This window comes from Myxococcus sp. CA005 (genome assembly GCF_006518205.1).
GTDB lineage: Bacteria > Myxococcota > Myxococcia > Myxococcales > Myxococcaceae > Myxococcus > Myxococcus xanthus.
On the sequence record NZ_SRLV01000046.1, the window covers coordinates 17399 to 43026 of the forward strand.

Here is a 25628-nt window from a genome sequence, read left to right on the forward strand (position 1 = left end):
CCGGAAGGCTTTCCTCGGACTGTCACTGTGAGTGCGCCAAACACGATCATCGGGCTGGGGGCCCTGACGGATCACATCGCCACGGTGCCCCAACTGGATGCAGCGCGTCTCCAGCTCACCGCGGAAGAGGGCTCGGTGCTCCAGCTCGTGGGGCGCGTGGAGCGCATCGACCAGGTGCTGGCGCGCTCCAAGCTGGGCGAGCCGCGCACCATCGCCGTGCTGCTGGCGCTGCGGGCCAAGGGCGCCATCGTCCCCGCCCGGGTGGTGCCTCGGGGGGCGCCCGCGCCCGTGGTGGACGCGGCCATGGCCGAGGAAGTGGACCTCGAGCCGGAGCGGAAGAAGGAGATCATCGAGCTGGAGCGCTCGCTCGACGCGATGGACCACTTCGCCGTGTTGGGGCTGAAGCCCGGGGCTCCCGCGTCGGAGGTGAAGCAGGCGTATTACAACGCTTCGCGCCGCTTCCATCCGGACCGCTACTTCGGGAAGAACCTGGGCAGCTTCCGCGCCCGCATGGAGCGCATCTTCCGGCGCCTCACGGACGCGCACAACGTGCTCATGCAGCCCGACAAGCGGGAGGCCTACCTGCGCGCGAATCCGGCACTGGCTCAGGCCGAACGCGCCGCCGCGCCGCCGCCACCCTCCGCGCCGCCTCCGTCCGCGCCTGCGCAGCACCTGCTGACGCCAGAACCGCCGCCGGTGCATCAGCTTTCATCGCCACCCCCGGCGCCTCGTCCGCCCGTGGCGTCCAGCGGGCCTTCATCCATTCCGCCGCCGTCGCGTCCGCTGGCGCCACCGCCGGATGATGGCGCGTCCGAAGCGCGCCGCGCGGAGCGGCAGGCCCGGTTGGCCCGGCATCCCTACCTGGCCCGCACGGGCCGACTGGCCGAGCTGATTGCCCGGGGCAAGGCCGCCATCGCCAGCGGCGACTGGGAGCGGGCCTATCACGACTTCCATCAGGTCCAGACGATGGACCCGAAGAACCGCGAAGTCGCTCTTCTCCTGGTCAAGGCACGCCGGGGGCATGACTCGCAGCGGGCGACCATCGAGGTCGCTCGAGGGCGGGAGATGGAGCGGCATGGGGACACGCATGGCGCCATGTCGGCCTACCGGCTCGCCTGCTCGCTGGACGACCGGAACGCCGAGGCCGCCTGGCGCTGCGCCCGCCTGGGGAACCTGTTGGGGCAGGATGCAGCCGAAAGCCGAGGGCTGGCGCAGCGCGCCGTGGAGCTGGAACCCGACAAGGTCGAGCACCAACTGACGCTGGGAAAGGTGCTGTTGGACAGCGGATCGAAGAAACTCGCGAAGCGAGCCTTCGAGGATGCGGCGAAGCTGGCCCCGGACAACGCGGAAGCGAAGGCCGCGCTCAAGAAGCTGCGCTGGACGTTCTAGGAGTAAGTACGGTTCCCCATGGCTGAGCCCGAACCCCTCATTGGCATCGACCTGGGAACGACGAACAGCATCGTCGCCACCGTCCAGGACGGCCAGCCCGTCGTCATCAAGAACCGCACGGGCCAGGGGCTCACGCCCTCCGTCGTGGCCATGGCGAAGAACGGCAAGCGGCTGGTGGGCAGCATTGCCAAGCGGCAGGCCATCACCAATCCGCAGGAGACGGTGTACGCGGCCAAGCGGCTCATCGGCCGGAAGTTCTCCTCGCACGAGGTGCAGGACTCGCTGCGCGCGCTCTCCTACGAGGTGGTGGCCGGGCAGCACGACGACTTGCGCATCCGCATGGGCGGCAAGGACCTGTCCGTCCCCGAAATCAGCGCCATGATTCTCCAGGAGCTGAAGGCGGACGCGGAGGCGCACTTCGGCCGGCCCGTCTCCAAGGCCGTCATCACGGTGCCGGCCTACTTCAACGACGCCCAGCGCCAGGCCACCAAGGACGCGGGCCGCATCGCCGGGCTGGACGTGCTGCGAATCATCAACGAGCCCACGGCGGCGGCGCTGGCCTATGGCTTCGGCCGCACGGTGAACGGGCGCGTGGCGGTGCTGGACCTGGGGGGCGGCACCTTCGACGTGTCCGTGCTGGATATCTCCCAGGGCGTCTTCGACGTGGTGGGCACCGGCGGTGACACCTATCTGGGCGGCGAGGACTGGGACAACCGCATCATCGAATGGCTCGTTTTCGGCTTCGCGAAGGAGCACGGCATCGACCTGCGCAAGGACCGCATGGCGTTGCAGCGGCTCAAGGACGCGGCGGAGAAGGCCAAGGTGGAGCTGTCCAGTGTGCGTGAGGCGGGGCTCAACCTGCCCTTCATCTGCACGCCGCCTGGCGGTGGTGCGGCGCTGCACCTGCAAGCCACGCTGAGCCGCGACAAGCTGGATGACCTGACGTCCGACCTGGCGGAGCGCGTGGTGGGGCTTACCACCGAAGTGCTCGGCGAGGCGGGCGTGCGCGCCTCCGAGCTCAAGGAAGTCATCCTCGTGGGCGGCATGTCGCGCATGCCGAAAATCGTGGAGGCCGTGCGCGGCTACTTCCGCCGCGAGCCCTGCAAGGGCGTCCATCCGGACGAGGTGGTGGCGCTGGGCGCCGCGATTCAGGCCCACGCGCTGGTGCAGCCGGAGCATGAGCTGCTCTTGCTGGACGTGACGCCGCAGAGCCTGGGCGTGGCCATCGCCGGGGGCACCGTGCGCCGGCTCATCCCCAAGAACACCACGGTGCCCACGTCGGCCACGGAGGTCTTCGCCACGTCGAAGGACTTCCAGCGCGTCGTGAAGATCATGGTGCTCCAGGGGGAGCACGACCTGGCGCACCAGAACGAGCTGCTGGGCGAGTTCGTCCTCACCGGCCTGCGGGAGGCGCCTCGGGGCCAGGTGGAGATTGACGTCACCTTCGACATCAACGCGGAAGGCATCGTCTCCGTGCACGCGAAGGACCGGGAGACGGGGCTTCGCCAGTCCATCACCGTCACCGCGTCCAGCGGCCTCACGGAGGAGGAGCTCCAGCGCATCATGGACGAGCAGCGCGGCTACCTCATCGCCGCGCGGGCGTCCGAGGAGCTGAAGACGCGGCGCGTGGAGCTGGACTCGCTGGCGCGCGACGTGGTGGACGCGCTCACGCGGGCGCGGCTGCTGCCGGGCGGAGGTGGCCTGGCGCCGGATGTGATGCCTCGGGCAGAGCAGGTGCTGGAGCACGCGCGTGCGGTCCGCGCGGGCGAGGACGTGGCGGCGCTGGGCCGCGCGTGTGAACTGCTCACGGGGTGCCTGGCGCAGCTCAAGGGCCCGGCGCCCGGCGGCACGGGGCGGTAGATGAGCAGCCAGCGCGCGAACCAGCTCATCGAGGCAGGACTGTGGCTGCGCCTCAGTGGCGACGCCCAGGGAGCGCAGCGGCTCTTCGAGCGCGCGCTGGAGCTGGATCCGGCCAACACCCGCGCCCGGGAGTACCTGGCGGCCGCCGCGGGCGCGCCTTCGCGGGGCACGGCGACGCCGTTCGAGCGGCCTCCGGAGTTGGAGCCTTCGCTGGGGCGGCTGGCGCCCACCGACGCGGACCTGCCCGTCTCACCGGCGCTGGAAGGCGACTGGGGCGCATGGGCGGAAGGACAGGGCGGCCCCTCGGAGGCCGGTGGCAAGTCGCCGCCCGCGCCCGTCGTCCTTCCGGAGGCGCTGGACGGCGCGCCGGCGGACGTGCTGGAGCTGCTGGCGCGTGACGTGGTCATCGAATTCGACGAGCCCGTCCTCCAGGCGAAGGGGGACACCGACGAGTACGGCATCCCCGCAGGCCACACCCAGGAGTTCGACCTCCCCGTGATGGAGAGCGAGCTGGACCTGCTCCTGCGCGGGGCCGAGGACCTGCTGGAACTGGATGACCACTCCGGCGCGGTGGACCTGCTCTTCAAGGCGAAGGAGCTGGCGCCGTCGGACATCCGCGTGGAGTCGCTGCGCGCGCGCAGTGAGCGGATGCTGATGGGCCGGCTGGAGTCCAAGCTGGGCGACCTGGGCCGGGTGCCCGCGGTGCGCCTGCAGCCGGACGACATCATCTGGCTCAACCTGGACCACCGCGCCGGCTTCGTGCTGGCGCAGATTGACGGTTCGGTGAGCTACGAAGACCTCTTCTCGCTGTCGGGGATGACGCGGCTGGATACCGCGCGCATCCTCGTCCAGCTCATTGATGAAGGCGTCATTTCCGCGGGCTGACGGCTAGCCGCGGATGATGGCCGTCCACGTGCCCTTCACCACCAGGGTGCCGTGCTGGTTGCGCGACTCACTGGTGACGATGACGAAGCCCATTCGGGCGCGCTCGTAGAGGTCCGCGATGCGGCCGGTGGTCGTCATCACGTCGCCTGGGCGCATGACGTCCAGGAACTCCAGGTCCTGTTCGCCGTGCACCAGCATCTGCATGTTGATGTTCAGCGCGGGGTCCGCGATGGCGGCGCTGAAGGGGCGGATGGCGAAGACGACGGCGAAGCTGGGGAAGGCGATGAGGCCCCCGTGAGGCCCCGCCTTGGCGGCCTGCGCGTCGTAGAGGAGCGGGCTGACGTGCGCGGGAGGCTCGCCCGGCGTTCCGGCACCCGGCTTCGCGCCGCCGACGGCGAGCGTGAACTCGCGCATCTTCTCCTCGCCCAGGGTGTAGTGGTACGGGCCGTACTCACGGCCGATGAATTGCTTGTCGAGGGCCATGGTCGTTACCCGATGAAGGCTTCGACGACGGCGCCCTTGAGGACGTCCTCGCCGCGCTGGTTGGTGGCGGAGACTTCCGCCGTGAGCCGCCCGTCCTGGACGGCGGTGACCCGGCCCTGGAAGGTAATCGTGTCCTCGGGCCGCACCGGGCGCGAGAAGCGCGCCTTCACGCGGCGGACCCGGCCGGGGTCCTCCACGAAGCCGGCAATGGCTTCCACCACCCAGCCCAGGGTGCACAGCCCCTGGAGGATGTTGCCATTGAGCCCGGCGGCGGAGCCCGCCTCCGGGTCGATGTGGATGGGGTTGTAATCCCCCGAGGCGCCCGCGTAGTAAATCGGCCGGTACCGGTCGCACTCGCGGACGTGCGTGAACGTGTCGCCTGGCTGGTAGGTGCGTGGCATGGGAACCGTCGATCTACCACGGCTGGCCGCCGCGCGTGCTCAGGGACGCTCCGCGTCGGGTGCCGTGCCCTGATCCAACGGGTCGTATTCGTCCGAGCCCTCACGGCGCTTGCGGTACTGGTCCCGCACGTAGGCCACGAGCTGATCCAGATAGGATGATAGGGGAGGGCACCGCACGCCGGTGCCGTCCAGCAGCTCCAGCGTGTTGTGGCAGTTGTAGATGGCCAGGTGGTTGACGTAGCTGATGGCGGCGCGCTGGGGGCGGGCCAGCTTCTCCAGCAGCGGCAGCCGCAGCATGACGTCCGCCGCGCGCGCGGAGAGGTTGAAGCGCGGCAGCTTCTTGTTCGACTTCTCCGCGATGAGCTCGTACACGCGGCGCGCGCTCATCGGGTTGGGGTCCACCAGGTGGAAGGTGTTGCCCTGGGCGCGCGGGTCCTTCGACAGGCGCCACACCGCCTCCACCACGTAGTCCACCGGCACCACGTTGAGCGGCGCCACGCCATTGCCCGGCAGGGGCAGGGGCACCACCAGCGGCGAGGTGACCAGGAGGATGCCCAGGTAGTAGGGCCCCTCGAAGCGGTCGATCTCCCCCGTGCGGGAGTCGCCCACCACGCTGGACGGACGGAAGACGGTGATGGGCACGGTGGCAGCCGCGCGCTGCACCAGCCGCTCCGCCTGGAACTTCGTCTCCTCGTAGGCGTTGCGGAAGCCCTGGCCCCGGTCCAGCTCGTCCTCGGCGATGACGCCCAGGCGGTCGCCGGACACGTAGCAGGTGGAGAAGTAGTTGAAGCGCGTGAGCTTCCCGCAGTCCCGAGCCAGCTCCAGCATGTTGCGGGTGCCGTCCACGTTCACCCGCCAGGCCGTCTCCTTGGCCACGCCCAACTGGGCCACCGCCGCCAGGTGGAAGATGTCCGTCACCCGCTCGCACAGGCGCTGGTACTCCTCGCCCGACAGGCCCAGGTGCATGTCCACCACATCGCCGGTGAGCAGCTCCACCTTGGCGCCCTTCACGCGGGCGGCGTGCTGCTGCGCTTCCTTGAACGACTTGGGCTGCACCAGCGCGTAGATGTGCCCCTTCGGGTCCTCGCGGGCGATGTGTTCCACCAGCCGCTTGCCGATGAATCCCGGGTAGCCGGTGATGAAGTACGTTCCGGCCGTGGCCTTCTTGCGCGTCTCGCTCATGCGGCGCGCAGCATACCCGGCGCTCAGCCGCGCGCGAGCATGGCGCGCCACATCGCTTCAACCTGGGCGCGGGTGGAGGCCAGGTCCCCACTGTTGTCGATGACCCAGGTGGCATGGGCGCGCTTGTCGTCCAGGGGAAGCTGGGCAGCCAGCCGGGCGTCGGCGGCGTCGGAGTCCAGCCCGTCGCGCGACATCAGCCGGGCCTTCTGCATTGCGCGGGGCACCCACACCACCGCCACGGCCTCCATCCAGGTGTGCATGCCGCTTTCGATGAGCAGGGGCACGTCGTAGATGACGCGCGCCACGCCCCGTTCCTCCAGCGCCTGGAGCTTGTCCATGAAGGCCTGACGCACCAGCGGGTGGGTGATGTCATTGAGCGCGGCGCGCTCTGCGGGGTCCCCGAAGACGCGTGCGCCCAGCCTCACCCGGTCCAGCCGGCCGTCCGAGCCCACCACGCCGGGGAAGCGCGCCGCCACCGCGGCCAGCCCGGGCGTGCCCGGTTCCACCACCTCGCGGGCAATCACGTCCGCGTCCAGCACCTCCGCGCCCAGCTCCCGCAGGATGCGCGTCACGGTGCTCTTGCCGGAGGCGATGCCTCCCGTCAGTCCGAAGACGTGCACGGGCGGGGCCTTACTTCGCGGCCTTCTGCGTGGTGAACGTCAACGACTGAACCGTCTTGCCGTCCTCGTTGAAGAAGATGGCCAGGCCCAGGCGGGGGTAGAGAAAGTAGGTGCGGAAGTCGTCCGTCAGCTTGCGCAGGTAGCAGGGCGTGGCGGGCGCGGCGCCGGAGGGGCAGGAGGGGCCGTAGCTGTTCTCCACCGTCTCCTTGTCGATGATGGGCCCGGGGAACACGTCGATGCGCTCCACCATTTGCGTGTCCGGATCCACCTTGAACTGAGCCTGGGTGGTGCCCTTGATGGCCTCCTTGGACAGGTAGGCGATGATCTCCTTGCCGTCCTGTTTGACGGTACGCGAGGGCTCACCGAACTTCTTGATGATTTCGTCGCGCTTCGACACGCCCGGCTCAATGCCCTGCCAGGGCTTGGCGGCGGCGGGGACGGCGAAGGTGAGGACGGCGAGGACGGTCAGGATGCGCATACGGCTCCTCCCTGCTGGAACGGGCGGGCAAGGCTCTAGCAACCCCCTATGCCCGACGGAAGTTTCTGCCGGTCATTCAACCACGAGACGCCTTGCCCCGTCCGGGGGGCTCTGCTACTCCGGCTTCATGCGCGTTCCTGGCATCAGGATCCTCTCCCTTCTCGTGCTGGCCGCCGCTGGGGCGGCCGGGGGCGCCGACTTCGTAGGCCCGGATAGCTGCAAGGGTTGCCACCCCGAGGCCTACGACGCCTGGATGCAGTCGAAGCACGCCCGGGCGGAGAGTTCGCTCACCGACCAGCAGAAGAAGGACGGGCGCTGCCTGTCCTGCCACTCGCCGGAGCAGGTCACCCAGGCGACGGTGAATGTCACCTGTGAGACATGCCACGGCGGTGGGCAGTACTACTCGCCCGAGTACGTGATGAAGGACTCGGAGCTGGCGCGCCTGGTGGGCCTGGTGGACCCCTCTGAGAAGCAGTGCCGCTCCTGCCACGACGCTTCCTCGCCCTCCCTCCGGCCGTTCGACTTCAAGGAGTCGCTCAAGGCCATCGACCACTGGTCCGCCGAGCGCGCCCGCCGCGCCGCGGATCCGTCGGCCAAGAAATGACGTTGTGATCAAGGTCCTCGACGCACGCTTCGTCACCACCGCCGTGGAGCCCAAGGGCTACCCGACGGACCACACGGCGGAGGTGGCCTTCGTCGGCCGCTCCAACGTGGGCAAATCCTCCATGATCAACGCGCTCACCGGCCGCAGGAAGCTGGTGCGCGTGTCCAACACGCCGGGGCGCACCCGGACGTTGAACTTCTTCGACGTGGACCTGGAGCGCGGCGGCGTGCGCCACCAGATCCGCCTGGCCGACCTGCCGGGCTACGGCTTCGCCAAGGCCAGCAAGGCGGACAAGGCCCAGTGGGAGAAGATGATCACCACCTACCTGGAGAAGCGGCACCGCCTGGAGGCCGTGGTCAGCATCGTGGACGTGGAGGTGGGCCCCACGCCGGACGACCTCACCACGCTCGACTATCTCCAGGCGCACAACCGCCGGGTGCTGGTGGTGGCCACCAAGGTGGACCGGCTCACCAAGGCCAGGCTCAAGCCTCGGCTGGTGGAGCTCTCCAAGCTGATGGACCTGCCGCTGGAGGTCATCCTCCCTTTCTCCTCCACGGAGAAGCTGGGCGTGGATGAGGTCTGGGGCGCGCTGCTCGACACCTTCGGCAAGTCCGCCCGCGTCTGAGGGCCGCCGGCATCATCCGGTAGCCGCCGCTCCCGGTGGGGTTCTGCTCCCGGGCCGGGGGGCGCTGTGGTAGGGACCGCGCCGTGTCCGAAAACGGCAAGGGAAATGGAAGCGACACGCAGCTGGCTCCCCGGGAGCTGCGTCAGCGGTTGATGAGGTTGTCCCCGCGTCAGCGGGTGGACGCCCTCCTGGATGTCGCGGAGGCCCGCGCGCTGGTGCGCTCGATGCCCGCCGAGGACCTCTACGTCACCATCCAGGAGCTGGGGCTCGCGGATTCGACGGAGCTGGTGCAGCTCGCCTCGCCCGGCCAGTTCCGCGCCTTCGTGGACCTGGCCGGCTGGCGGCGGGACGCGCTGGACTCGCACGCCGTCCTCACCTGGCTGCGCGCCGCGCGGGGCGGGGTGGAGGACACGGGGGAGTTCCTGCGCAAGCTGCACACGCTGGACCTGGAAGTGCTCGAAATCATCCTGCGCGAGTTCATCGAGGTGCACGACCTGGAAGAGAACCCGGACGTCAACCCTCCGGGCGTGACGATGGAGACCCCGGAGGGGCGTTACCTCGTCGAAATCAAGGTGGAGGGCGTGGAGATGTCCGCCGTCCGCTCGCTCCTCAACGACCTCATCGCGGAGAACCCCTTCGAGGCCGTGCGCCTGCTGGAGGCCGTGCGCTGGGAGATTCCCAGTGAGCTGGAGGAGGCGGCGTACCAGTTCCGACGCGGCCGGCTCCAGGACATGGGCTTCCCGTCCCTGGAGGAGGCGGTGTCCCTGTTCAGCCGCGTGGACGTGGCGCCCGCTCCCGTGGCCGCCACGCGCCCGGGGCTGGCGCCCACCACGGGCCACGTGGACTACCTGGAGGCGGCCTTCCGCGGCCTGACGATGGTGGAGGCGGTGAACGCGGAGGACGAACTGCGCGAGGTGGCCAGCGCCGCGCTGGTGGCGGACCTGGCGGACCCGGGGGATTTGGACGCCATCCGCCGCGCGAGCGAGACGGTGCGGGACTACCTGTCCCTGGCGCTCGAGCACCTGACGGGCGCGGACCTGGAGCGCGCCACGGACGTGCTGCGCGACACGCCGCTGCGGCGCATCTTCCAGACGGGCTTCTCGCTCACGCTCCAGCTCAAGTTTCGCGCGGACCGGCTGGCCAAGGCGCCTGGCGCCCTGGTGGAGGGCGTGCTGATGGTGCTCCCGGAGGAGGCGGCCGCCATCTCCGCGCTGCGCCAGAAGCGGCCCCGGCGGGCGCTTCGCGTGGAAGGCGCGGAGCCGGTGGCGTTCCGCTCCCGGCGCGAGCTGGCCGCCACCGAGGCGCTGCTGGCCCGCGCGGAGGCCCAGGTGCAGGTGTTCCGCGGCGTGCTGGGCGGCACCGACGATTCCACGCGCGAGGCCCTGGCTCGCTTCGGCGTGCCCCTGGAGACGCTGGGCCAGGAGCGCTTGCTGGCCGCGGTGGTGGCCATGGCGGTGCTGGAGGAGCGCGCGGACGCGCGCCCGGTTCCGCTGGGGCGGGTGGTGGAACTGGGCCAGCGCCTCTTCGAAGGTGCCCCGGAAGCGCCGCGCCTGCGCGCCTCCGCTGCCGAGCGCGCCCAGAAGGGCCTGGAGCCGGCGGTGGCGCCGGAGGCGCATGCGGAGCTGCGCCGTCTGGTGATGCTGACCCTGTCGCGGCTGTTGGAGGAGCTGGGCACGCCCTGGCTCCAGGACGGGCGGCTGGAGCCGGTGGCCTCGGCGGTTCTTCCGATGGAGAGCAGCCCCGTCCCGTAGGAATTTCAGTCCGGGGCGGCCCGCACGTTCGGCGAGGCCGCCCCGTTCTAGAAGATTCAGGGCTTTGCCCGACGGGGCCCCTGGCATGTCCTCTGCTTTCGCCCAGGCACGCGTATTGGTGCGCGACGCAACTGCCGGGAGGTGGAGTGAATGGTGCTGGGAGAGCAGGGGCAGCGCCGTGACGTGTGGGCCTTCTATGCGCTGACCGCTTTCGCGGCGGTCATGTACTCGGTGCCGGGCGAGTGGATCCCGGCGCTCGCACCGCTGCGCCTCGCGTTGGTGACGTCGGGGCTGGCGGCGGGACTCATGGTGATACGCCGGCTGGGGCGGGCGGAGCCGCTGTACCTGGACGGCTCGCGCGGTCTGGCGCTGATCGCCTTCTCCACGTTGGCGGTGGCGTCCGTCGGGTGGTCCGTGATTCCGGAGGTGACGACCGCCACGGGCGTCGAGCTGCTGAAGCTGACGGCCATCTACATCACCTTCATTAACGTCATCACCACCGGCCGCCGGCTGGCGGTGGTGTGCGGGGCCATGGTGCTGGCGTCGGTGGTGACGTCCATTGGCGCCATCAACTGGTACCTGGTGGGTGAGGACCTGGTGGAAGGCTTCCGCGCGCGCTGGGTGGGCGTCTACGCGGACCCGAACCACATGGCCATGAACCTGGCGCTGGTGGTGCCGCTGGCGGTGGCCTTCGTGGCCCGCAAGAGCAGCGGCTGGCTGTGGCGTCTGGCGTGTTTGACGGCGGCCATCCTGGCGGTGGCGGCCATTGTCGTCTCGCACTCGCGCGGCGGCTTCATCGGTCTCTCCGCGGCCATGGCGGTGTGGGCCATCCGCGAGAAGCGCCGCATCCAGGCCATTGTCGTGGGCTCGCTCTTCGTGATGGGCCTGCTCGTCTTCGCGCCGCAGAGCTTCTGGCAGCGCAACGAGACGGTGGCCGAGTTCCACGAGGACGCGTCCGCCATGGGCCGCGTCTACGCGTGGCAGGTGGCCAGCCGCATCAGCCTGGACAAGCCGCTGCTGGGCGTGGGGGCGGGTGGCTTCCGCTACGCGTGGCCCATGTACGCGCCCCCCGAGGCGCGCCGGGCGTACGTGGCCCACAACATCTTCCTGGACGTCATCGGCGAGCTGGGCTGGGTGGGCCTGTTGTTCTTCATGGTGTTCACGGGTGGTGCCGCGGGCGGCGCCTTCGAGGCGTCGCGGGACAAGGAAGTGGGGTGGCTGGCGCGAGCCTTGTCCGCGTCAGTCGTGGGCTACCTCGTGTGTGACTTGTTCTCTGGCTACATCCTGTCCGCGCACTTGTACGTGCTCTTCGGCCTGGCGGCGGCGGCGCACCGGGTGGCGCGCGCGTCCGAGGCGTTGGACAGGCAATGGGGTCCGGCTCCGAGCGAGCCGGTGGTGGCGACGTGGGAGGGGTCCGGACATGCGGCGTGAGGAGGCGCGGATGGGGCAGGAGCCCCTCCGTCTGGTTCAGTTCACCCGGTCTTTCCACATTGGAGGGACCGAAGTGCAGGTGCTGGAGCTGCTGCGGGGACTGCCCGCCAGCTACCGGTTGCAGGTGTCCGTGCTGGATGATTCGGGGCCGCTGATTGCCGCGGTGTGGAAGCTGGGCCACGCACCCGCGGCCTTCCCGCTCAAGGGCTCCGTGGTGCAGCCGAACACGGCGTATCAGGTGTACCGCATGGCACGCTGGCTCAAGGCGAACCGCGTGGAGCTGGTGCACGTGCATGACTTCTACTCCACGATGGTGGCCGTGCCGGCGGCGAAGCTCGCGGGCACGAAGGTCATCGTGGGCCGGTTGGACCTGGCGCACTGGCAGGGGCGTGCGCGGCGCGCGGTGCAGTCGCGGCTGTGCCGCATGGCGGACCATGTGATTGGCAACGCGGAGGCCATCCGCCACCAGCTCATCACCGAGGAGGGCCTGCCGGCCTCGCGCGTGTCCGTCATCCACAACGGCCTGGACTTGCCGCGCTTCGAGTCCCGCAGGCGCGAAGGGCTGCGCGGGCCGCTCCCCGACACGGGGGCCGCGCCGGTGGTGGTCCACGTGGCCAACATGAATCACCCGGTGAAGCGGCAGGAGGACCTGCTGCTCGCGCTGGCCCAATTGCGCCATTCCGGCATCACGCTGCACGCCTTCCTGGTGGGAGATGGTCCGCGCCGGCCGGGCCTGGAGAAGCTGGCCGGTGAGCTGGGCGTGTCCGATACCGTGCACTTCCTACGGCACCGCACGGACGTGCCCGCCATCTACGCCCGGGCGACCTTCGGCGTCCTCTGCTCCACCGCGGAGGGCATGTCCAACGCGGTGATGGAGGGCATGGCCGCGGGGCTTCCCATGGTGGTGACCCGAGTGGGTGGCAACACCGACCTGGTCCGCGATGGCGAACGCGGCCTCGTGGTGGACCCCGAGCGTCCCGCTCAGTTGGCCCAGGCCTTCCGTCAGCTTCTCGCGAATCCCGAGAAGGCGAGAAGCATGGGGCATGCGGCGCGGGACTTCGTGGCGCGCGAGCTCTCCCTGGAGAAGATGGTCCGGCGCCATGACGCGCTGTATCAGCGGATTGCCCGGGGCGCGGACGCCTGAGGCATGTCAGAGCGGTGTGGATACTGCGTCTCCACCAGGCGCAATGGGGGCGGGGCCGGGGCGTAGGGAAGGGGGCATCCCACCCCTTCCGGAGCCCGCACATGGTCCTGCCCTTGCTGCTCATCCTCGCCGCCGCGCCGTCCACCCAGACGTGGACGTTCAATACGGACGGTATGCCTGAAGTTCACATCGGCAATGTTGATGGCGCGGTGCGCGTAGATGCGGTAGACGGGAATGACGTGGTAATCTCGGTTGTTTGGGAAGGCGCGGAGAGTTCCCGGAACGAAGTGGGCGTGGAAGTCGTCCAAGAAAAGGGAGTCATCCGGGCGCGGGTTTGTTGCGGTCCGTGTGAACAAGAAACGCGGTCCTGCCGTCGGAGCGGGCCCGCGGTGAGGTTCACGGCGAAGGTGCCACGGCGGGCGCGTTTGGATTTGGCGACGGTGGGCGGTCCGGTGACGGTGGCGGGCGTGACGGGGCGGCAGTCGCTGGCGACAGTCAATGGCCGTGTGGAAGTGAGCGGTTCGGAGGAGCGGTTGGATGTCAGCACGGTGAACGGCACCGTGGCATTGGCACCGCGGAAGGTCGTGGCTACTTCTGTGTCCTCGGTGGGCGGGGATGTCCGGCTGAAGCTGCCGGCCCAGGCGGATGTGAGATTGGAATTCAATACTGTCGGTGGTCGTTTCAACGACAGTCCCGCGAGGTTGGGCGGCCGCGAGCAGACGTATGGCTCAGGCACCCATGCGGTGGATGTCAGCACGGTCGGCGGCTCGCTCACCGTGCAGCAATAGCTTTCGAGGCCCGTCAAGCACTGGGCCCGGGGCGCTCGCCGGTGAAACTCCAAGGCGCCGGCGAGCGCTCATTTTTTGTCCGCGGATTGATGCGGCGCGTCAGTTGGGTGCGCCCGGCTTCCGGTGCTCGGCGCCGATGACGTCGCGGACCTGCTTGTAGCCGTCGCGGGCGAGCAGGGTGGCCAGGGTGGGGAGGATGTTTCCCACCATGCCCGGGCCCTCGTAGATGAAGCCCGTGTACACCTGCACCACCGACGCGCCCGCGCGCAGCTTTTCGTAGACGTCCTGGGCGGTGAAGACACCCCCCACGCCGATGATGGGCAGCGCGCCCCCGCTGCGCAGCCAGGCGCGGCGGATGACGGCGTTGGCGGGCTCGCGGACGGGCGCGCCGGACAGGCCGCCGGCTTCCTTCGCCAGGGGATGCTCGAAGGGCCGGGCCACGGTGGTGTTGGTGGCGATGAGGCCGGCGAGCTTCTGGGCCCGCGCGACATCCACCACCTCGTCCACTGCCTCGGGGGACAGATCCGGGGCAATCTTGAGGAACAGCGGCTTACCCGGGGCCACGGTGGCCAGGCGCTCCTGCACCGCGCCCAGGAGCTGCCCCAACTGCTCGGGCTCCTGGAGCTTGCGCAGGCCCGGCGTGTTGGGGGACGAGGCGTTGACCACCACGTAGTCGCCCAGGGGCGCCAGCGCGTCCACGCAGGCCACGTAGTCATCCACCGCCTGCTCCAGCGGCGTGTCCTTGTTCTTGCCGATGTTCACCCCCAGCGGGCCCGGACGCCACGTCTGCATCCGCAGCCGCGCGGCGGCCTGGGTGGCGCCGTGGTTGTTGAAGCCCATGCGGTTGATGAGCGCGCGGTGCTCCGGCAGGCGGAACAGGCGAGGGCTGGGGTTGCCGGGCTGGGGCCTGGGCGTGAGGGTGCCAATCTCCACTGCGGAGAAGCCGCAGGCGAAGAGGCCGTCCACCGCCTCCGCGTCCTTGTCCAGGCCGGCGGCCAGCGCCACGGGGTGGGCGAAGCGCAGCCCGGCCACCTCGACGGCCAGGCCGGGCGGGGCGCCCTCCAGGGCCTTCTCGCGCAGGGACTCGCACAAGTCCCGTGAGCGGCCCAGGTAGTGGAGCCCCGCCATGCCGAGCCGGTGCGCGCGCTCCGCGGAGAGCTGGAAGAGGAGCGAGCGGGTGAGTCCGTACATGGCGTGGCTCAAGCGGGGATGAACGAGGCCTCACGGGCCCAGGCGAGCGTCTGATCCACCTGCTCGGGCGTGAGGATGCCGTTCTGTTCGATGATGTCGATCTCCCGCCGCATGTCCGTCTCCAGCAGGTAGGGGCCGTCGGTGTTGATGGTGAACTTCACCTTGCGGTCCCAGAAGGTGCGGACGATGTGGCGCAGCTCCTCCACGCCCTCCACGGCCTTGGTGTGCAGGTTGGACGTGGGGCACAGCTCCAGGACGAGGTCGCGCTCGCGAAGCACCTTCATCGCGTGCTCGTCGTAGGCGGCGCGGATGCCGTGGCCGATGCGGTGCGGCTGGAGCTTCTCCACCACGGCCATGACACCCTCGGCGCCGGTGCCGCGCGTCTCGCCGGTGTGCACCGTGCACTTGAGCCCGGCGCGGCGCGCCCGCGAGAAGAGCTCTTCGTACTGGGTGACGACCTCCGGCTTCAGCTCCATGGCGTTCGTCTCCGTGCCGGCCAGGTCGATGCCGTACACGCCGCGCGTGCGGTACTTGATGGCCTTGTCCACGATGATGCTGTTGAGCCGGTGGTCGAACTCGCGGGCCAGGCAGAAGATGAGGCCCATCTTCACGCCGTACTCCAGCACCGCGCGGTCCATGCCGCGCAGCGCGGCGTGGATGATGTGGTCCAGGTCCAGCTCGGAGTTCAGGTTGCGCTTCATCGGGTTGAAGCGCAGCTCCATCTGCGTCACGCGGCTGCCGCGGTACTCCTTGCCGATGACCTCGTAGACGGAGCGCTCAATCGCGCTGGGGGACGACTGGATCTTCTCCGTCCAGGTGTGGAGGATTTTCAGGTAGTCGTCCAGGCTTCCCACCTTGCCCGGACGGGAGGTGATGAGCTCCACGAAGTCGAAGTAGTTCTTCACCGGGAGCTTGAAGCCCTGCTGGTGGGCGATGGACCAGAGGATGTGGGGCGCCACAGCGCCACCCACGTGGATATGCAGGTCGATCAGATCGCGTGCCATGGCGGCATGTATGCACAGTGTCGGGCTCGCGTAAAGACTACCGCCGGAGCAGCACGTACACCGCGCCGGTGCCTCCGTCCTGAGGCCGTGCGGTAGCGAACGCCAGCACCATCCGGCCAATCCGCTTCTCGGACAGCCATCCCTTGAGCCGCTCCTTCAGCACGGGAATCTGGTCCTTGGAGTTCAAACCGCGACCGTGCACGACGAGCACGCAGCGCTTCTTCGCGCGGCGGCTGTCACCCAGGAAGCGTTCCAGCGCGTCGCGCGCCTCGCTCTGTGTCTTCCCGTGCAGGTCCAGCTGTCCCTGGATGGCGAAGTCGCCCCGGCGCAGCGCGCGCATCAGGTTCCGGTCGATGCCGGGGCTCGCTCCTTCGATGCACTCATCCGTGCCGGTGAAGTCGAAGTCGCCCTGGCCGGCGACCAGCTCGGAGAGCTGCGCGAGCGCCTCCGCGTTTTCATCGATGATTGCAGGCAGGCGCGGGTTGGGCGCGGGCGCTTCGCCCCGGTGGGTGAGCTGCTGCACACCGTCCATGGCGGAGAAGAAAAGGGAGGCATCGTCCTCCTCGCGGACCTTGGGCGCCTTCGTGGCCCGGGGCGGGGGCGCCGCGGCCTTGCGCTTCGCGACCTCCGCCGCGGCCTTCTCCTGCGCCTCCTTCTTCTCCTGGTCCTTCATCACCTGGATGGCGGACTTGAAGGGGTTGTTGCTGAAAGCCGCTTCCTTCTTCTTGGGGCCGTTGCGCTGCTGACTCATGGCGGAAAGTGCGTCCTCGTCGTGGGCGACTGTGAGGGATGTAATCCGGCGCTACAGCCCGCGCAGGCGCCGAATCTCTTCGTAGGCGTCGCGAATCTGCTGGAAGCGACGGGCGGCCTGCTCGGCGGCCTGACGGCCGAGGTGGGCGGATTTGTCGGGGTGGTGCTCCGCGGCGAGCTGCCGGAAGGCTCGCTTCACCTCGACGTCGGTGGCGTCCGGCATCAGGCCCAGCGCGGCGTAGTGTTCATCCCCGGCGCCCAGGTGCAGGGCGATGATGGCCTGCTCGTCCGCTTCGGAGATGCCCAGGCCCTCGGCGACGCGGCGCAGGACCTCCCGTTCGGAGCGCTGCATTCCTCCGTCGGCCAGCGCCAGCTCGTAGAGCGTGTCCAGCAGCCGGTGCCGCTCGGCCGAGGGGAGCTGGGCATGGCAGGCGCTGACGGCCGCGTCCAGGTCGGGCGGGTGGGCCAGGAAGACCTTGAGGTGGCTCCGGACGACCTCCAGGGCCTCGGGGCCGTAGCCCAGGGTCGTCTGGAAGTAGCGCCGCACCACGCGTACCTCGTCGCGGCGGACCTCGCCATCCGCGTGGGCCACCTCGACGAACACGGCGCACAAGTCACTGGCGAACTGCTCGTAGGGCTCCTCCTCGCGAGGCACGAGCGCCGCCTCCGACGTGGCGTCATGGGCGGAAGCGTAGGGGGCGTGGGAGAAGCCGGACAGCGCCTCCGGGTCTTCGGGCGGTAGGGCGTGCTGGGCGTCGTAGTAGCGCCCCGCGAAGCCGCCCGCGATGAGCAGCAGGACAATGGCCCAGGGGCTGCCCACGAGCAGCCCCGCCATCAACCCCAGCATTGCTCCCAGAACTGTTCCTGCGCCCATGGCCGACGTTCCGCTCCCTTTCCGGCGGGGGAGTTTCGCATAGAGTGGCACGGGTGAACGCCCAGTTGATTGATGGCAAGGCAGTTGCGGCGCGCGTGCGAGCGGAGGTCAAGGCGGAGGTCGACCGGCTCAAGCTCGAGCATGGCCTGACGCCGGGGCTGGCCGTGGTGCGCGTGGGGGAGGACCCCGCCTCCAAGGTCTACGTCAATGGGAAGAAGAAGGCCGCGGAGGAGGTGGGCTTCCGCTCCTGGGAGCTCCACCCGGACGAGGGCATCACCCAGGCGGCGCTGCTGGAGGTCATCCACCAGCTCAACGCGGACCCGGCGGTGCACGGCATCCTGGTTCAGTTGCCGTTGCCCAGGCACATCGACCCGGACGTCATCATCTCCGCCGTGAAGCCGGAGAAGGACGTGGACGGCTTCCACCCGCTCAACGCCGGCAACCTGCTGCTGGGCCGGTCCACCACCCGGGCGTGTACGCCCTACGGGGTGATGCGGCTGCTGGAGGAGATTGGCTGCGACCCCGCGGGCAAGCGGGCGGTGGTGGTGGGGCGCAGCAACATCGTGGGCAAGCCCATGGCGCTGATGCTGCTCCAGAAGAACGCCACGGTGACCATCTGCCACAGCAAGAGCGACCTGCGCCGGGAAGTGGAGGGCGCGGACATCCTGGTGGTGGCGGTGGGGGCGGCCGAGCTGGTGAAGGGCGCGTGGATAAAGCCCGGCGCGGTGGTGATTGACGTGGGGATGAATCGCAAGCCGGACGGCAAGCTCGTGGGCGACGTGGAATTCGCCGCTGCCGCCGAGCGCGCGTCATTCATCACCCCCGTGCCCGGTGGCGTGGGGCCCATGACCATCGCCATGCTGATGCGCAACACGCTCGACGCGGCCGTCCGCTACGGCCTGGTGCCTGTCGTCAGGTAGGCCGTGAGGGTGACGCGCTGGGGCCCCGGTCCCAGCTCCGCCTGCGCGTACTCGTGCATGGACCAGAGCAGCGGCTCCCACTGCGGGCCCAGCGCCCTGCGTGCCAGCACGACGGGCGCGCTGGAGCGGGTGGTGGCATCCACCATGGCCGCTGTGGACGGGTAGTCGATGGAGCCTTCCACTTCGTTCACCGTGACGTGGGTGAAGCCCGCGCTGGACATCTCCCGCTGACAGGTGTCGGGGTCGGACAGGGGGATGGCGCCCGGCTGTGATGGCTTCGCGCCCATCTGCTCCCAGAGGCGCGTGTACACGGCGCGCAGCTCTTTCGAGCGTTCAAAGGGCGTCCAACTGGACACGACGGCCCGGCCGCCCGGCTTCAGTACCCGGTGAAGCTCCTGGAAGCCACGTGCCCGGTCCGGGAAGAACATCAGGCCGAACATGGAGAAGGCGGCGTCGAACGCGTTCGCCTCGAAGGGCAGCGCCATGCCGTCACCCTCCAGGATGTCGACGTCGAGCTTCGCCTCCGCGGTCCGGCCGCGCAGGGCGGCAATCATCTCCGGGGAGAAATCGACTGCTGTGACGCGGGCGCCGTCGCGCGCGGCGAGCAGCGCGAGCGTGCCCGGCCCCGTGGCGACGTCCACGACACGCGTCCCTTGCGCTACGCCGGCCCGGAGCAGGGCCTCCCTGGAGAACGTCTCGAAGGTGGGCATCAGCTCGCGCACGTACTCCGGCGCCACCAGGTTCCAGGCCTCGGGTTGGGCTAGGGGCGATACGGCCGACATGGGGGCTCCTGGGCGTGGGGGCTCGGCATGGCCCGGTTCGCGTGAAAGCCTGCATGGCGGGGCCTGAAGGCGCAAACTTGTTGCGACATCCATGCCCCCCAGCGTTCAGCGGCGTGCGTCCGCTGTACGCGCGCTCGGACGTTGTCGTAGCGTGTTTCGCCTCACCGTGGGGGGGCAACACCATGCCGAGTCGCGAGGAGCAGATCGCCGGGGGAATCTACGGATTGCTGGTGGGGGATGCCTTGGGCGTGCCCTACGAGTTCCACGCACCCGCGCGGATTCCACCGCCCGAGGACATCGACTTCCAGCCGCCCGAGGGCTTCCAGCGCGCGCATGACGGGGTGCCGCCGGGGACCTGGTCCGACGATGGCGCGCATGCGCTGTGCCTGCTGGATTCGTTGCTCTACCATGGGCGATTGGACCCGGAAGACCTGGGCCGCCGCCTGGTGAACTGGCTGGAGTGGGGCTACCTCGCGGTGGATGGCCAGGTGTTCGACGTGGGCATCCAGACACGCACGGCCCTGGCCTTGGTCCACGCAGGGACGCCCGCGCTGATGGCCGGCCCCAAGGACGAACGAGACAACGGCAATGGCTCGTTGATGCGCGTGCTGCCATTGGCGCTCTGGCATTCAGGCAATGACGCGAAGCTCGCCTCGGACGCGATGACTCAGTCTCGCGTCACGCATGGACACATGCGCTCCCAGGTGTGCTGTGCGCTGTATTGCTTGTGGGCCCGCCGCATCCTCCAAGGCGCGCGTGCTTCGGAGGCATGGACGGACGCGGTGGAGACGTTCCGCAATCTGTATCCCGAAGGCTTCGAGGCTCGCACTGAACTGGACACGCATGTCCTGCCGCCGGGCTGGGAGGAGATTCGAGGCACGGGCACGGGCTACGTGGTGGATTGCCTCCGCTCCGCGCGCCAGTGCGTGGTCGAGCACGACACCTACGAGCAGGGGGTGAAGGCCGCCGTGCGCCTGGGCCGGGATACCGACACCACCGCGGCGGTGGCGGGAGGTATCGCCGGGCTCATCCACGGCGTGAATGGCATCCCCGCGCGTTGGCGTGAGTCGTTGCGCGGGGGTGAGTTGTTACATCCCATGTTGCAGAAGCTGCTCAAGTGCACCGTGAGTTGAGGTTGACCCGGTGTTGCCCCTCACAGGTGCAGACGTTGACCCTGAGCGAGCCCGCGCGCTTCGCGAGTGTCGTGCCGGGCAGCGACCAGGTCTGTGTGAGCGCCGCGCCGACCTCGGAGACTCAGGGAACGGACGCTGGCAGGCCCAAGCCTGCCCAGTGTCAGCCCGTGCGCGTGTCGCTGGCCCCTTCGGAGCAGCGGATGATGGCCACCATGCTCACCCCCTGACACATGCCACGGTTGTTCGACGCTTGTTCAATCCCTGTCGATGGAACGAGCGGGTGACGGTGTGTTTCACACCGTCATCAACGAGCCCCGAGGGCAAGTTGCATGTTTTTGTTGGAACAGTCCGCTTATTCCGACAAGTTTGGATTGCCAGGGGTGTGCGAGGGGTTAGGATGGCGACTCATCCGGGGGGGCCGGTATGGCCGGGGTGAGTCACGCAATGATTGACCAGGATGTGGGCGCGCCTGTGCTTCGGGGGCGATTCGGCCATACACGCGGGGAGAACGTGCGGACGGAGGGTACCGTGTCAACGGAGACTTCCGGCAACATGGTGCTCACACGTGGGGTCGACGCGCTGGAGGTGCGGGTGGACGCACTGCTCGGCGAGCACCTGGAGGCCGTGCGACGGCGGGTGGACTCTCGCTTCGCCGTGCTGATGGTGGGGCAGTGGCTGGTCGCCATCGCGGTGGCGGCGGTGCTGTCGCCCTTCGCCTGGCAGGGGACGTCGCGGGTGGTGCATCCCCATCTGCAAGTGGCGGTGGTGCTGGGGGGCCTGCTGTCCGCCTTCCCGCTGGTGCTGGTGCGGCTGCGGGCCGGGGACGTCGTCACGCGGCACGTGGTGGCGGTCGCGCAGATGCTCTGGGCCGCGCTCTTCATCCACCTGACGGGCGGCCGCATCGAAACGCACTTCTATGTGTTCGGCTCGCTGGCCTTCCTGGCCTTCTACCGGGACCCGGCGGTGATGGCGACCGCCACCGTCACGGCGGTGCTCGAGCACTGCCTGCGCGGCATCTGGTGGCCGGAGTCCATCTTCGGCGTGTCGAATCCCGCGTGGTGGCGCTTCCTGGAGCACGCCTTCTGGATGGTGTTCGTCAACGGGGTGCTGGTGATTGCGTGCCGCGAGACGCTGGGGGAGATGCGGCGCGTGGCGGTGCAGCAGGTGTTGCTGGAGGGCGCGTACGCGAACGAGCGCGTGGACCATGAGCATGCGCTGGCACGCGTGCGCCGGGAGATGAGCTCCTACCGCGAGCAGGCCGCGCGGGTGGAGAAGCTGGCGGCGGTGGGGCGGATGACGGCGACGGTGAGCCACGAGCTGCGCAACCCGCTGGCCGCGGCCCGCACCGCCAACGCCGTGGTCGTCCGTCACCTGCGCAAGCTGGACGTGACGCTGGCGGACCAGCGGCTCCAGCGCTTCCTGGAAATCATCGAGCGCGAGCTGGCGGTGTGTTCACGCATCTCCTCCGAGCTGCTGGACTTCGCCCGCGAGCGTCCGCTGGAGCTGCGGCCCTGCTCGCTGCACGCGCTGATGGAGGAGGTGCTGGACGTGGTGCCGGGCCGCGAAGGCGTGCGCATCCAGAACAGCGTCCCCCTCTCGCTGGCGTCACCCTGGGTGGACCGGGAGCTGCTGCGCAAGGTGCTCATCAACCTGGTGCAGAACGCGGTGGAGGCCATGCCGGCGGGCCGTCTGGGCCGGGTGGACGTGTTCGCGGAAGGCGGCAATGGCAGCGCCTTCATCATCCGCGTGTCCGACAATGGCATGGGCATCCCGGAGGCGATGCAGGAGCGCATCTTCGAGCCGCTCTTCACGACGAAGCCCGCGGGCACGGGCCTGGGACTGTCAGTCGTGGCCAGCACGGTGCGGCAGCACGGCGGCACCCTGCGCGTGGAGAGCCGGGAAGGGGAGGGCAGCGTCTTCACCCTCTGCCTCCCGGCGGGTTGCCCCGCCGCCGAGGTCGCCCTCTAGCTCCAGGACACCTCGTACTCGCCGTCCAGCAGGCCCGTGGCACGCCCGCGGATGTGCGTGTCGCGGGCGCCAATGGCGGCCAGCGCCGCGCGCAGCACGCCCTCATGGTAGCTGTGCGGCATGAAGTCGCGGAACATGTTGAGGCGGCCCTGGCGCTCGCCCACCCACTCCACGTCGCGCTCGCCGTAGCTGACGGCGGTGCTGTAGCCGGACGGCAGGTTGCTGACGAGCCGGCGCGGGCAGCCACCGGACAATGCCAGGAAGCTGCGCCCCACCACGGTGCTCAGGAAGTCCTGCGCGGACCGGGCGCCAATGGTCCGCATGGCCGCCTCGAAGCCGCCCAGCCGCGGCGCCAGCAACCCCGCGGCGCTGAAGGACAGCCGCAGGAAGCTGGTGATGGGGTACAGGAAGAAGGGCACGAAGGCGCGCTCGCGCGAGGCCGCCAGGCACCGCGCCGCGGCGGCTTCCCCCACCTCCATCCGGACCACGTCCAGCGCCCCCAGGAAGAACATGCCCCGGGCGCGGTCCTTCTCCTCCGCGCGGCTCAGCCGCCGAGCCAGCTCCGTCAAAGGTTCAGGCGTTCCCCGCGCGACCTCAAACGCAATCATGGCCACCCCTGCGCTGGGAGGCGGCACTCGACGCGCGCGCCCCTCCTCGTGTGGCTACGAAAGTGAGGGAAACCGAGAAAGTGTGAAAGCCCGCACGGCTGCAACCCCGGGGCAGGGGGAGCGCCATTGGTGAACAGAGTGGGGGCTGCGTCAGAGGGAGCGCCGGGCTTCAGATGCCAGGAGGCGTGGCCGCGGGCGGTGTGACCTGAACATCAATTCACGGCGGTTGGCCGACGCTCCAACCGCCGCGTTTTGAACGCTCAGGCCTGGAAGGCTTCGCGAACCCCGTCGCGACGCAAGGTGAAGAGCATCCACACGGCCACCGGGACGCCAATGACGCAGCCGGGAGACAGGATGTAGAGCGCGGTGATGCCGCCCACCGTGGCCAGTCCGTAGCCCTTCAGGTTGAGCGCGCTGATGGCGCCCCAGGCGGACAGCACCCCGCAGAGGATGCCCACCAGGAGCATCAGCGCCAGCGTGGGCGACAGTTCCAGCGTGGACGCCTCCGCGCCCGCGGGGACGAAGGGCGAGGTCACCTTCAGCGCCGCCAGCACGAAGCCCGCGATGTTGTAGATGACGTTCAGCACGCCCACGCACAGCAGGAAGAAGGCGGGCGGACGGATGATGTTGAGGACCTTGCTACGCGGGTCGCTTGGGGGCAGGTGGATTCCAGGACCACTCATGAACGGGCTCTCAGTGCGCTCACGATCATCCGCGTCGCCGGGGACTTGTTGAGCGTGTAGAAGTGGATGCCAGGCACGCCGCGCGACAGCAACTCCATGCACTGCACCGTCGCATGGGCCACGCCGAGCTGGGCCATGGCCTCCGGGTTGTCCTTCACCCGCTCGAGCTGCAACGCCAGGCGCATGGGCACGGTGGCTCCGCACAGGCGCGTGAATCGTTGAATCTGCTCGTAGTTGGTGATGGGCATGATGCCGGGGACGATGGGGACGTTGATGCCCGCGCGGCGCGCCCGCTCCACGAAGTCGAAGTAGAACGCGTTGTCGAAGAAGAGCTGCGTCACCACGAAGTCCAGGCCGGCATCCACCTTGGCCTTGAGATGACGCAGGTCGTCGTCACGGGAGGGCGTCTCCACGTGGCCCTCCGGATAGCACGCTCCCCCGAGGCAGAAGTTGAAATCCTCTTCTCGGATGAATCGCACCATCTCCGACGCGTAGCGGAAACCCCCGGGCGCGGGCTCGAAGACCGTCTGGCCCTTGGGTGGGTCTCCGCGCAGCACCAGGACGTTGTCCACCTTCGCGGCCGACAGGCGCTCCAGCACGGTGCGCAGCTCCGCCGGGGAGTGCCCCCCGCATGTCAGGTGCGCCATCGCCTCGATACCCGCCTCCTGCTTGATGCGCAGCACCAACTCCACCGTCTTCGCCCGAGTGCTGCCTCCCGCGCCTTCCGTCACGGAGACGAAACCCGGCTGCAGGGTCGCCAGGTCTTCCAGCGCCTTGAGCAGGTTCGCCTCGCCCTCGTCCGTCCGGGGCGGGAAGAACTCGAAGGAGAAGCACGGGTCGGAAGGATTCAACCGATTACGAATCTTCATGTCGCCCCCAGTGTAGACGCTCCGCGTCGTCCTTGATCGGGCAAGTCTCGCGGCTATAGTCCGCGCCGTTTTCCACACCCCTCCAGGAGAATGAAGATGGCCCGGCAAACGCCCCTCAACGCGGCACACCGCAAGCTGGGGGCCCGGATGGTCGACTTCGCTGGCTGGGACATGCCCGTCCAGTACAGCTCCGTCATCGGCGAGCATGAGGCCGTGCGCACCGGCGTCGGCCTGTTCGACGTCTCCCACATGGGCGAGGTGGAGTTCTCCGGTCCCGGCGCCCTGGACACGGTCAACGCGCTCATCTCCAACGACCTGGCCCGCGTCGCGGACGGGCAGGCGGTGTATGCGGGCTTGCTCGACGAGCGAGGCACCTTCGTGGACGACGTGGTCGCCTACCGCTTCAGCCCCGAGCGCATCTTCATCTGCGTCAACTCCAGCAACCGCGAGAAGGACGTCGCGTGGATGAAGGCGCACGCCAAGGGTGTGGCACCCGTGGACCGGAGCGACGACTACGCGCAGATTGCCGTGCAGGGCCCCAAGGCCACCGGCCTGGTCCAGCGCCTGACGAAGACGGACCTGTCGAAGATTGGCACCTACCGCTTCGCCGAGGGCGAGGTCGCCGGGGCGAAGTGCCTCATCTCCCGCACCGGCTACACCGGCGAGGACGGCTTCGAGCTGTACAGCGCGGCCGGGGACGCAGTGGCGCTGTGGGACGCGCTGCTCACCGAGGGCCAGCAGGACGGCGTGAAGCCGTGTGGCCTGGGCGCCCGTGACAGCCTCCGCACGGAGATGAAGTACGCGCTCTACGGCAACGACATCGATGACCAGCACACCGCGCTGGAGGCCGGGCTGGGGTGGATCGTCAAGCTCGACAAGGCGGCCTTCATTGGCAAGGAAGCGCTGGTGGCGCAGAAGGCCGCGGGCGTGAAGCGCAAGCTGGTGGGCTTCGAGCTGACCGGCAGCGGCATTCCGCGCCACGGCTACGCCATCCTCAAGGACGGCGCGCCGGTGGGGGAGGTGACCAGCGGCACCATGGGCCCCACCGTGAAGAAGGCCATTGGCATCGGCTACGTGCCCACCGAGCTGTCCACAGAGGGCTCCACCTTCGACGTGGACATCCGCGGCCGCGCGGTGCCCGCAGTGGTGGTGAAGACCCCGTTCCACAAGAAGCCCTGAATCATTCCCGTTCCAACCAGGAGCAA

Annotated in this window: 27 protein-coding genes; 14 read left to right on the forward strand and 13 right to left on the reverse strand. The window is 69.2% G+C overall.

Features of this window, described 5'->3' with window-relative positions; all coding sequences use genetic code 11:
* The first annotated feature begins 27 nt into the window (after positions 1-27).
* From FMQ63_RS20775 to FMQ63_RS20785, 3 genes are read left to right on the forward strand one after another with little or no spacing between them, the layout of a single operon-like run.
* Complete coding sequence (locus FMQ63_RS20775) at positions 28-1389, forward strand: J domain-containing protein (RefSeq protein ID WP_020478604.1); 1362 nt, start codon at positions 28-30, stop codon at positions 1387-1389.
* Positions 1390-1407: 18 nt separating this feature from the next.
* Positions 1408-3249, forward strand: coding sequence for a molecular chaperone DnaK (gene dnaK / locus FMQ63_RS20780; RefSeq protein WP_011553072.1), 1842 nt, complete (start codon positions 1408-1410; stop codon positions 3247-3249).
* On the forward strand, positions 3250-4134 hold the full coding sequence (locus FMQ63_RS20785) for a hypothetical protein (protein ID WP_011553073.1): 885 nt from the start codon (positions 3250-3252) through the stop codon (positions 4132-4134).
* A gap of 3 nt (positions 4135-4137) precedes the next feature.
* On the opposite strand, the gene FMQ63_RS20790 is transcribed toward FMQ63_RS20785, so the two are convergent.
* From FMQ63_RS20790 to FMQ63_RS20810, 5 genes are read right to left on the reverse strand one after another with little or no spacing between them, the layout of a single operon-like run.
* On the reverse strand, positions 4138-4617 hold the full coding sequence (locus tag FMQ63_RS20790; protein WP_011553074.1) for a MaoC family dehydratase N-terminal domain-containing protein: 480 nt from the start codon (positions 4615-4617) through the stop codon (positions 4138-4140).
* 5 nt (positions 4618-4622) lie between these two features.
* Positions 4623-5018 carry a MaoC/PaaZ C-terminal domain-containing protein gene (locus FMQ63_RS20795; protein ID WP_011553075.1) on the reverse strand — a complete coding sequence of 132 codons (396 nt, stop codon included), beginning with the start codon at positions 5016-5018 and terminating at the stop codon, positions 4623-4625.
* 39 nt (positions 5019-5057) lie between these two features.
* Positions 5058-6200, reverse strand: a complete 1143-nt coding sequence (locus FMQ63_RS20800; RefSeq protein ID WP_011553076.1) for an SDR family oxidoreductase — start codon at positions 6198-6200, stop codon at positions 5058-5060.
* 23 nt (positions 6201-6223) lie between these two features.
* Complete coding sequence (gene coaE / locus FMQ63_RS20805; RefSeq protein ID WP_011553077.1) at positions 6224-6820, reverse strand: dephospho-CoA kinase; 597 nt, start codon at positions 6818-6820, stop codon at positions 6224-6226.
* 10 nt (positions 6821-6830) lie between these two features.
* Complete coding sequence (locus tag FMQ63_RS20810) at positions 6831-7298, reverse strand: hypothetical protein (protein ID WP_026114211.1); 468 nt, start codon at positions 7296-7298, stop codon at positions 6831-6833.
* A gap of 127 nt (positions 7299-7425) precedes the next feature.
* Here FMQ63_RS20810 and FMQ63_RS20815 point away from each other — a divergent pair, with 127 nt between their 5' ends.
* The 6 genes from FMQ63_RS20815 (at position 7426) to FMQ63_RS38080 (ending at position 13641) form a co-directional block, all read left to right on the forward strand.
* Positions 7426-7902, forward strand: coding sequence for a cytochrome c family protein (locus tag FMQ63_RS20815; RefSeq protein ID WP_228556458.1), 477 nt, complete (start codon positions 7426-7428; stop codon positions 7900-7902).
* A gap of 4 nt (positions 7903-7906) precedes the next feature.
* Complete coding sequence (gene yihA / locus FMQ63_RS20820) at positions 7907-8527, forward strand: ribosome biogenesis GTP-binding protein YihA/YsxC (RefSeq protein WP_011553080.1); 621 nt, start codon at positions 7907-7909, stop codon at positions 8525-8527.
* A gap of 83 nt (positions 8528-8610) precedes the next feature.
* Positions 8611-10278, forward strand: coding sequence for a DUF6178 family protein (locus tag FMQ63_RS20825; protein WP_305034248.1), 1668 nt, complete (start codon positions 8611-8613; stop codon positions 10276-10278).
* A gap of 150 nt (positions 10279-10428) precedes the next feature.
* Positions 10429-11709 carry a spore coat polysaccharide polymerase ExoJ gene (gene exoJ / locus FMQ63_RS20830; protein WP_011553082.1) on the forward strand — a complete coding sequence of 427 codons (1281 nt, stop codon included), beginning with the start codon at positions 10429-10431 and terminating at the stop codon, positions 11707-11709.
* Positions 11699-12853: a spore coat polysaccharide biosynthesis glycosyltransferase ExoK gene (gene exoK / locus FMQ63_RS20835; protein ID WP_020478608.1), complete on the forward strand. Its 1155-nt coding sequence runs from the start codon at positions 11699-11701 to the stop codon at positions 12851-12853. Before exoJ ends, exoK begins: the two co-directional genes overlap by 11 nt.
* Before the next feature lie 101 nt (positions 12854-12954).
* Positions 12955-13641, forward strand: coding sequence for a hypothetical protein (locus tag FMQ63_RS38080; protein ID WP_225909222.1), 687 nt, complete (start codon positions 12955-12957; stop codon positions 13639-13641).
* Positions 13642-13740: 99 nt separating this feature from the next.
* Here FMQ63_RS38080 and FMQ63_RS20845 read toward each other — a convergent pair whose 3' ends face one another.
* The 4 genes from FMQ63_RS20845 to FMQ63_RS20860 are packed head-to-tail and all read right to left on the reverse strand — an operon-like array spanning position 13741 to position 17460.
* On the reverse strand, positions 13741-14832 hold the full coding sequence (locus FMQ63_RS20845) for a quinone-dependent dihydroorotate dehydrogenase (protein WP_011553084.1): 1092 nt from the start codon (positions 14830-14832) through the stop codon (positions 13741-13743).
* An 8-nt stretch (positions 14833-14840) separates the two neighbouring features.
* Positions 14841-15836 (reverse strand): adenosine deaminase, encoded by a 996-nt coding sequence (locus FMQ63_RS20850; RefSeq protein ID WP_011553085.1) that lies wholly within the window; start codon positions 15834-15836, stop codon positions 14841-14843.
* A gap of 37 nt (positions 15837-15873) precedes the next feature.
* Entirely contained in the window at positions 15874-16587 is a 714-nt protein-coding gene (locus tag FMQ63_RS20855; protein ID WP_020478610.1) for a Smr/MutS family protein, read from the reverse strand.
* A 51-nt stretch (positions 16588-16638) separates the two neighbouring features.
* Entirely contained in the window at positions 16639-17460 is an 822-nt protein-coding gene (locus tag FMQ63_RS20860) for a TerB family tellurite resistance protein (protein WP_011553087.1), read from the reverse strand.
* A gap of 53 nt (positions 17461-17513) precedes the next feature.
* Here FMQ63_RS20860 and folD point away from each other — a divergent pair, with 53 nt between their 5' ends.
* Positions 17514-18380, forward strand: coding sequence for a bifunctional methylenetetrahydrofolate dehydrogenase/methenyltetrahydrofolate cyclohydrolase FolD (gene folD, locus FMQ63_RS20865; RefSeq protein WP_011553088.1), 867 nt, complete (start codon positions 17514-17516; stop codon positions 18378-18380).
* On the opposite strand, the gene FMQ63_RS20870 is transcribed toward folD, so the two are convergent.
* Positions 18353-19162 carry a class I SAM-dependent methyltransferase gene (locus FMQ63_RS20870; protein WP_011553089.1) on the reverse strand — a complete coding sequence of 270 codons (810 nt, stop codon included), beginning with the start codon at positions 19160-19162 and terminating at the stop codon, positions 18353-18355. The genes folD and FMQ63_RS20870 overlap by 28 nt on opposite strands.
* Positions 19163-19344: 182 nt before the next feature.
* On the opposite strand from FMQ63_RS20870, the gene FMQ63_RS20875 reads away from it, so the two are divergent.
* The 3 genes from FMQ63_RS20875 to FMQ63_RS20885 all read left to right on the forward strand — a co-directional run bounded on the left by FMQ63_RS20875 (position 19345) and on the right by FMQ63_RS20885 (position 22263).
* Positions 19345-20295, forward strand: a complete 951-nt coding sequence (locus FMQ63_RS20875) for an ADP-ribosylglycohydrolase family protein (RefSeq protein WP_011553090.1) — start codon at positions 19345-19347, stop codon at positions 20293-20295.
* A gap of 26 nt (positions 20296-20321) precedes the next feature.
* Complete coding sequence (locus tag FMQ63_RS20880; RefSeq protein WP_020478611.1) at positions 20322-20522, forward strand: hypothetical protein; 201 nt, start codon at positions 20322-20324, stop codon at positions 20520-20522.
* 301 nt (positions 20523-20823) lie between these two features.
* Positions 20824-22263, forward strand: a complete 1440-nt coding sequence (locus FMQ63_RS20885) for a sensor histidine kinase (protein ID WP_225909223.1) — start codon at positions 20824-20826, stop codon at positions 22261-22263.
* Here FMQ63_RS20885 and FMQ63_RS20890 read toward each other — a convergent pair.
* The 3 genes from FMQ63_RS20890 to metF form a co-directional block, all read right to left on the reverse strand.
* Positions 22260-22871, reverse strand: coding sequence for a DUF2378 family protein (locus FMQ63_RS20890; protein ID WP_216609074.1), 612 nt, complete (start codon positions 22869-22871; stop codon positions 22260-22262). The genes FMQ63_RS20885 and FMQ63_RS20890 overlap by 4 nt on opposite strands.
* A gap of 260 nt (positions 22872-23131) precedes the next feature.
* Complete coding sequence (locus FMQ63_RS20895; protein ID WP_011553094.1) at positions 23132-23554, reverse strand: hypothetical protein; 423 nt, start codon at positions 23552-23554, stop codon at positions 23132-23134.
* Complete coding sequence (gene metF / locus FMQ63_RS20900) at positions 23551-24423, reverse strand: methylenetetrahydrofolate reductase [NAD(P)H] (protein WP_011553095.1); 873 nt, start codon at positions 24421-24423, stop codon at positions 23551-23553. Before metF ends, FMQ63_RS20895 begins: the two co-directional genes overlap by 4 nt.
* A gap of 96 nt (positions 24424-24519) precedes the next feature.
* On the opposite strand from metF, the gene gcvT reads away from it, so the two are divergent.
* Positions 24520-25602, forward strand: coding sequence for a glycine cleavage system aminomethyltransferase GcvT (gene gcvT, locus FMQ63_RS20905; protein WP_026114212.1), 1083 nt, complete (start codon positions 24520-24522; stop codon positions 25600-25602).
* The last annotated feature ends 26 nt before the right edge of the window (positions 25603-25628 follow it).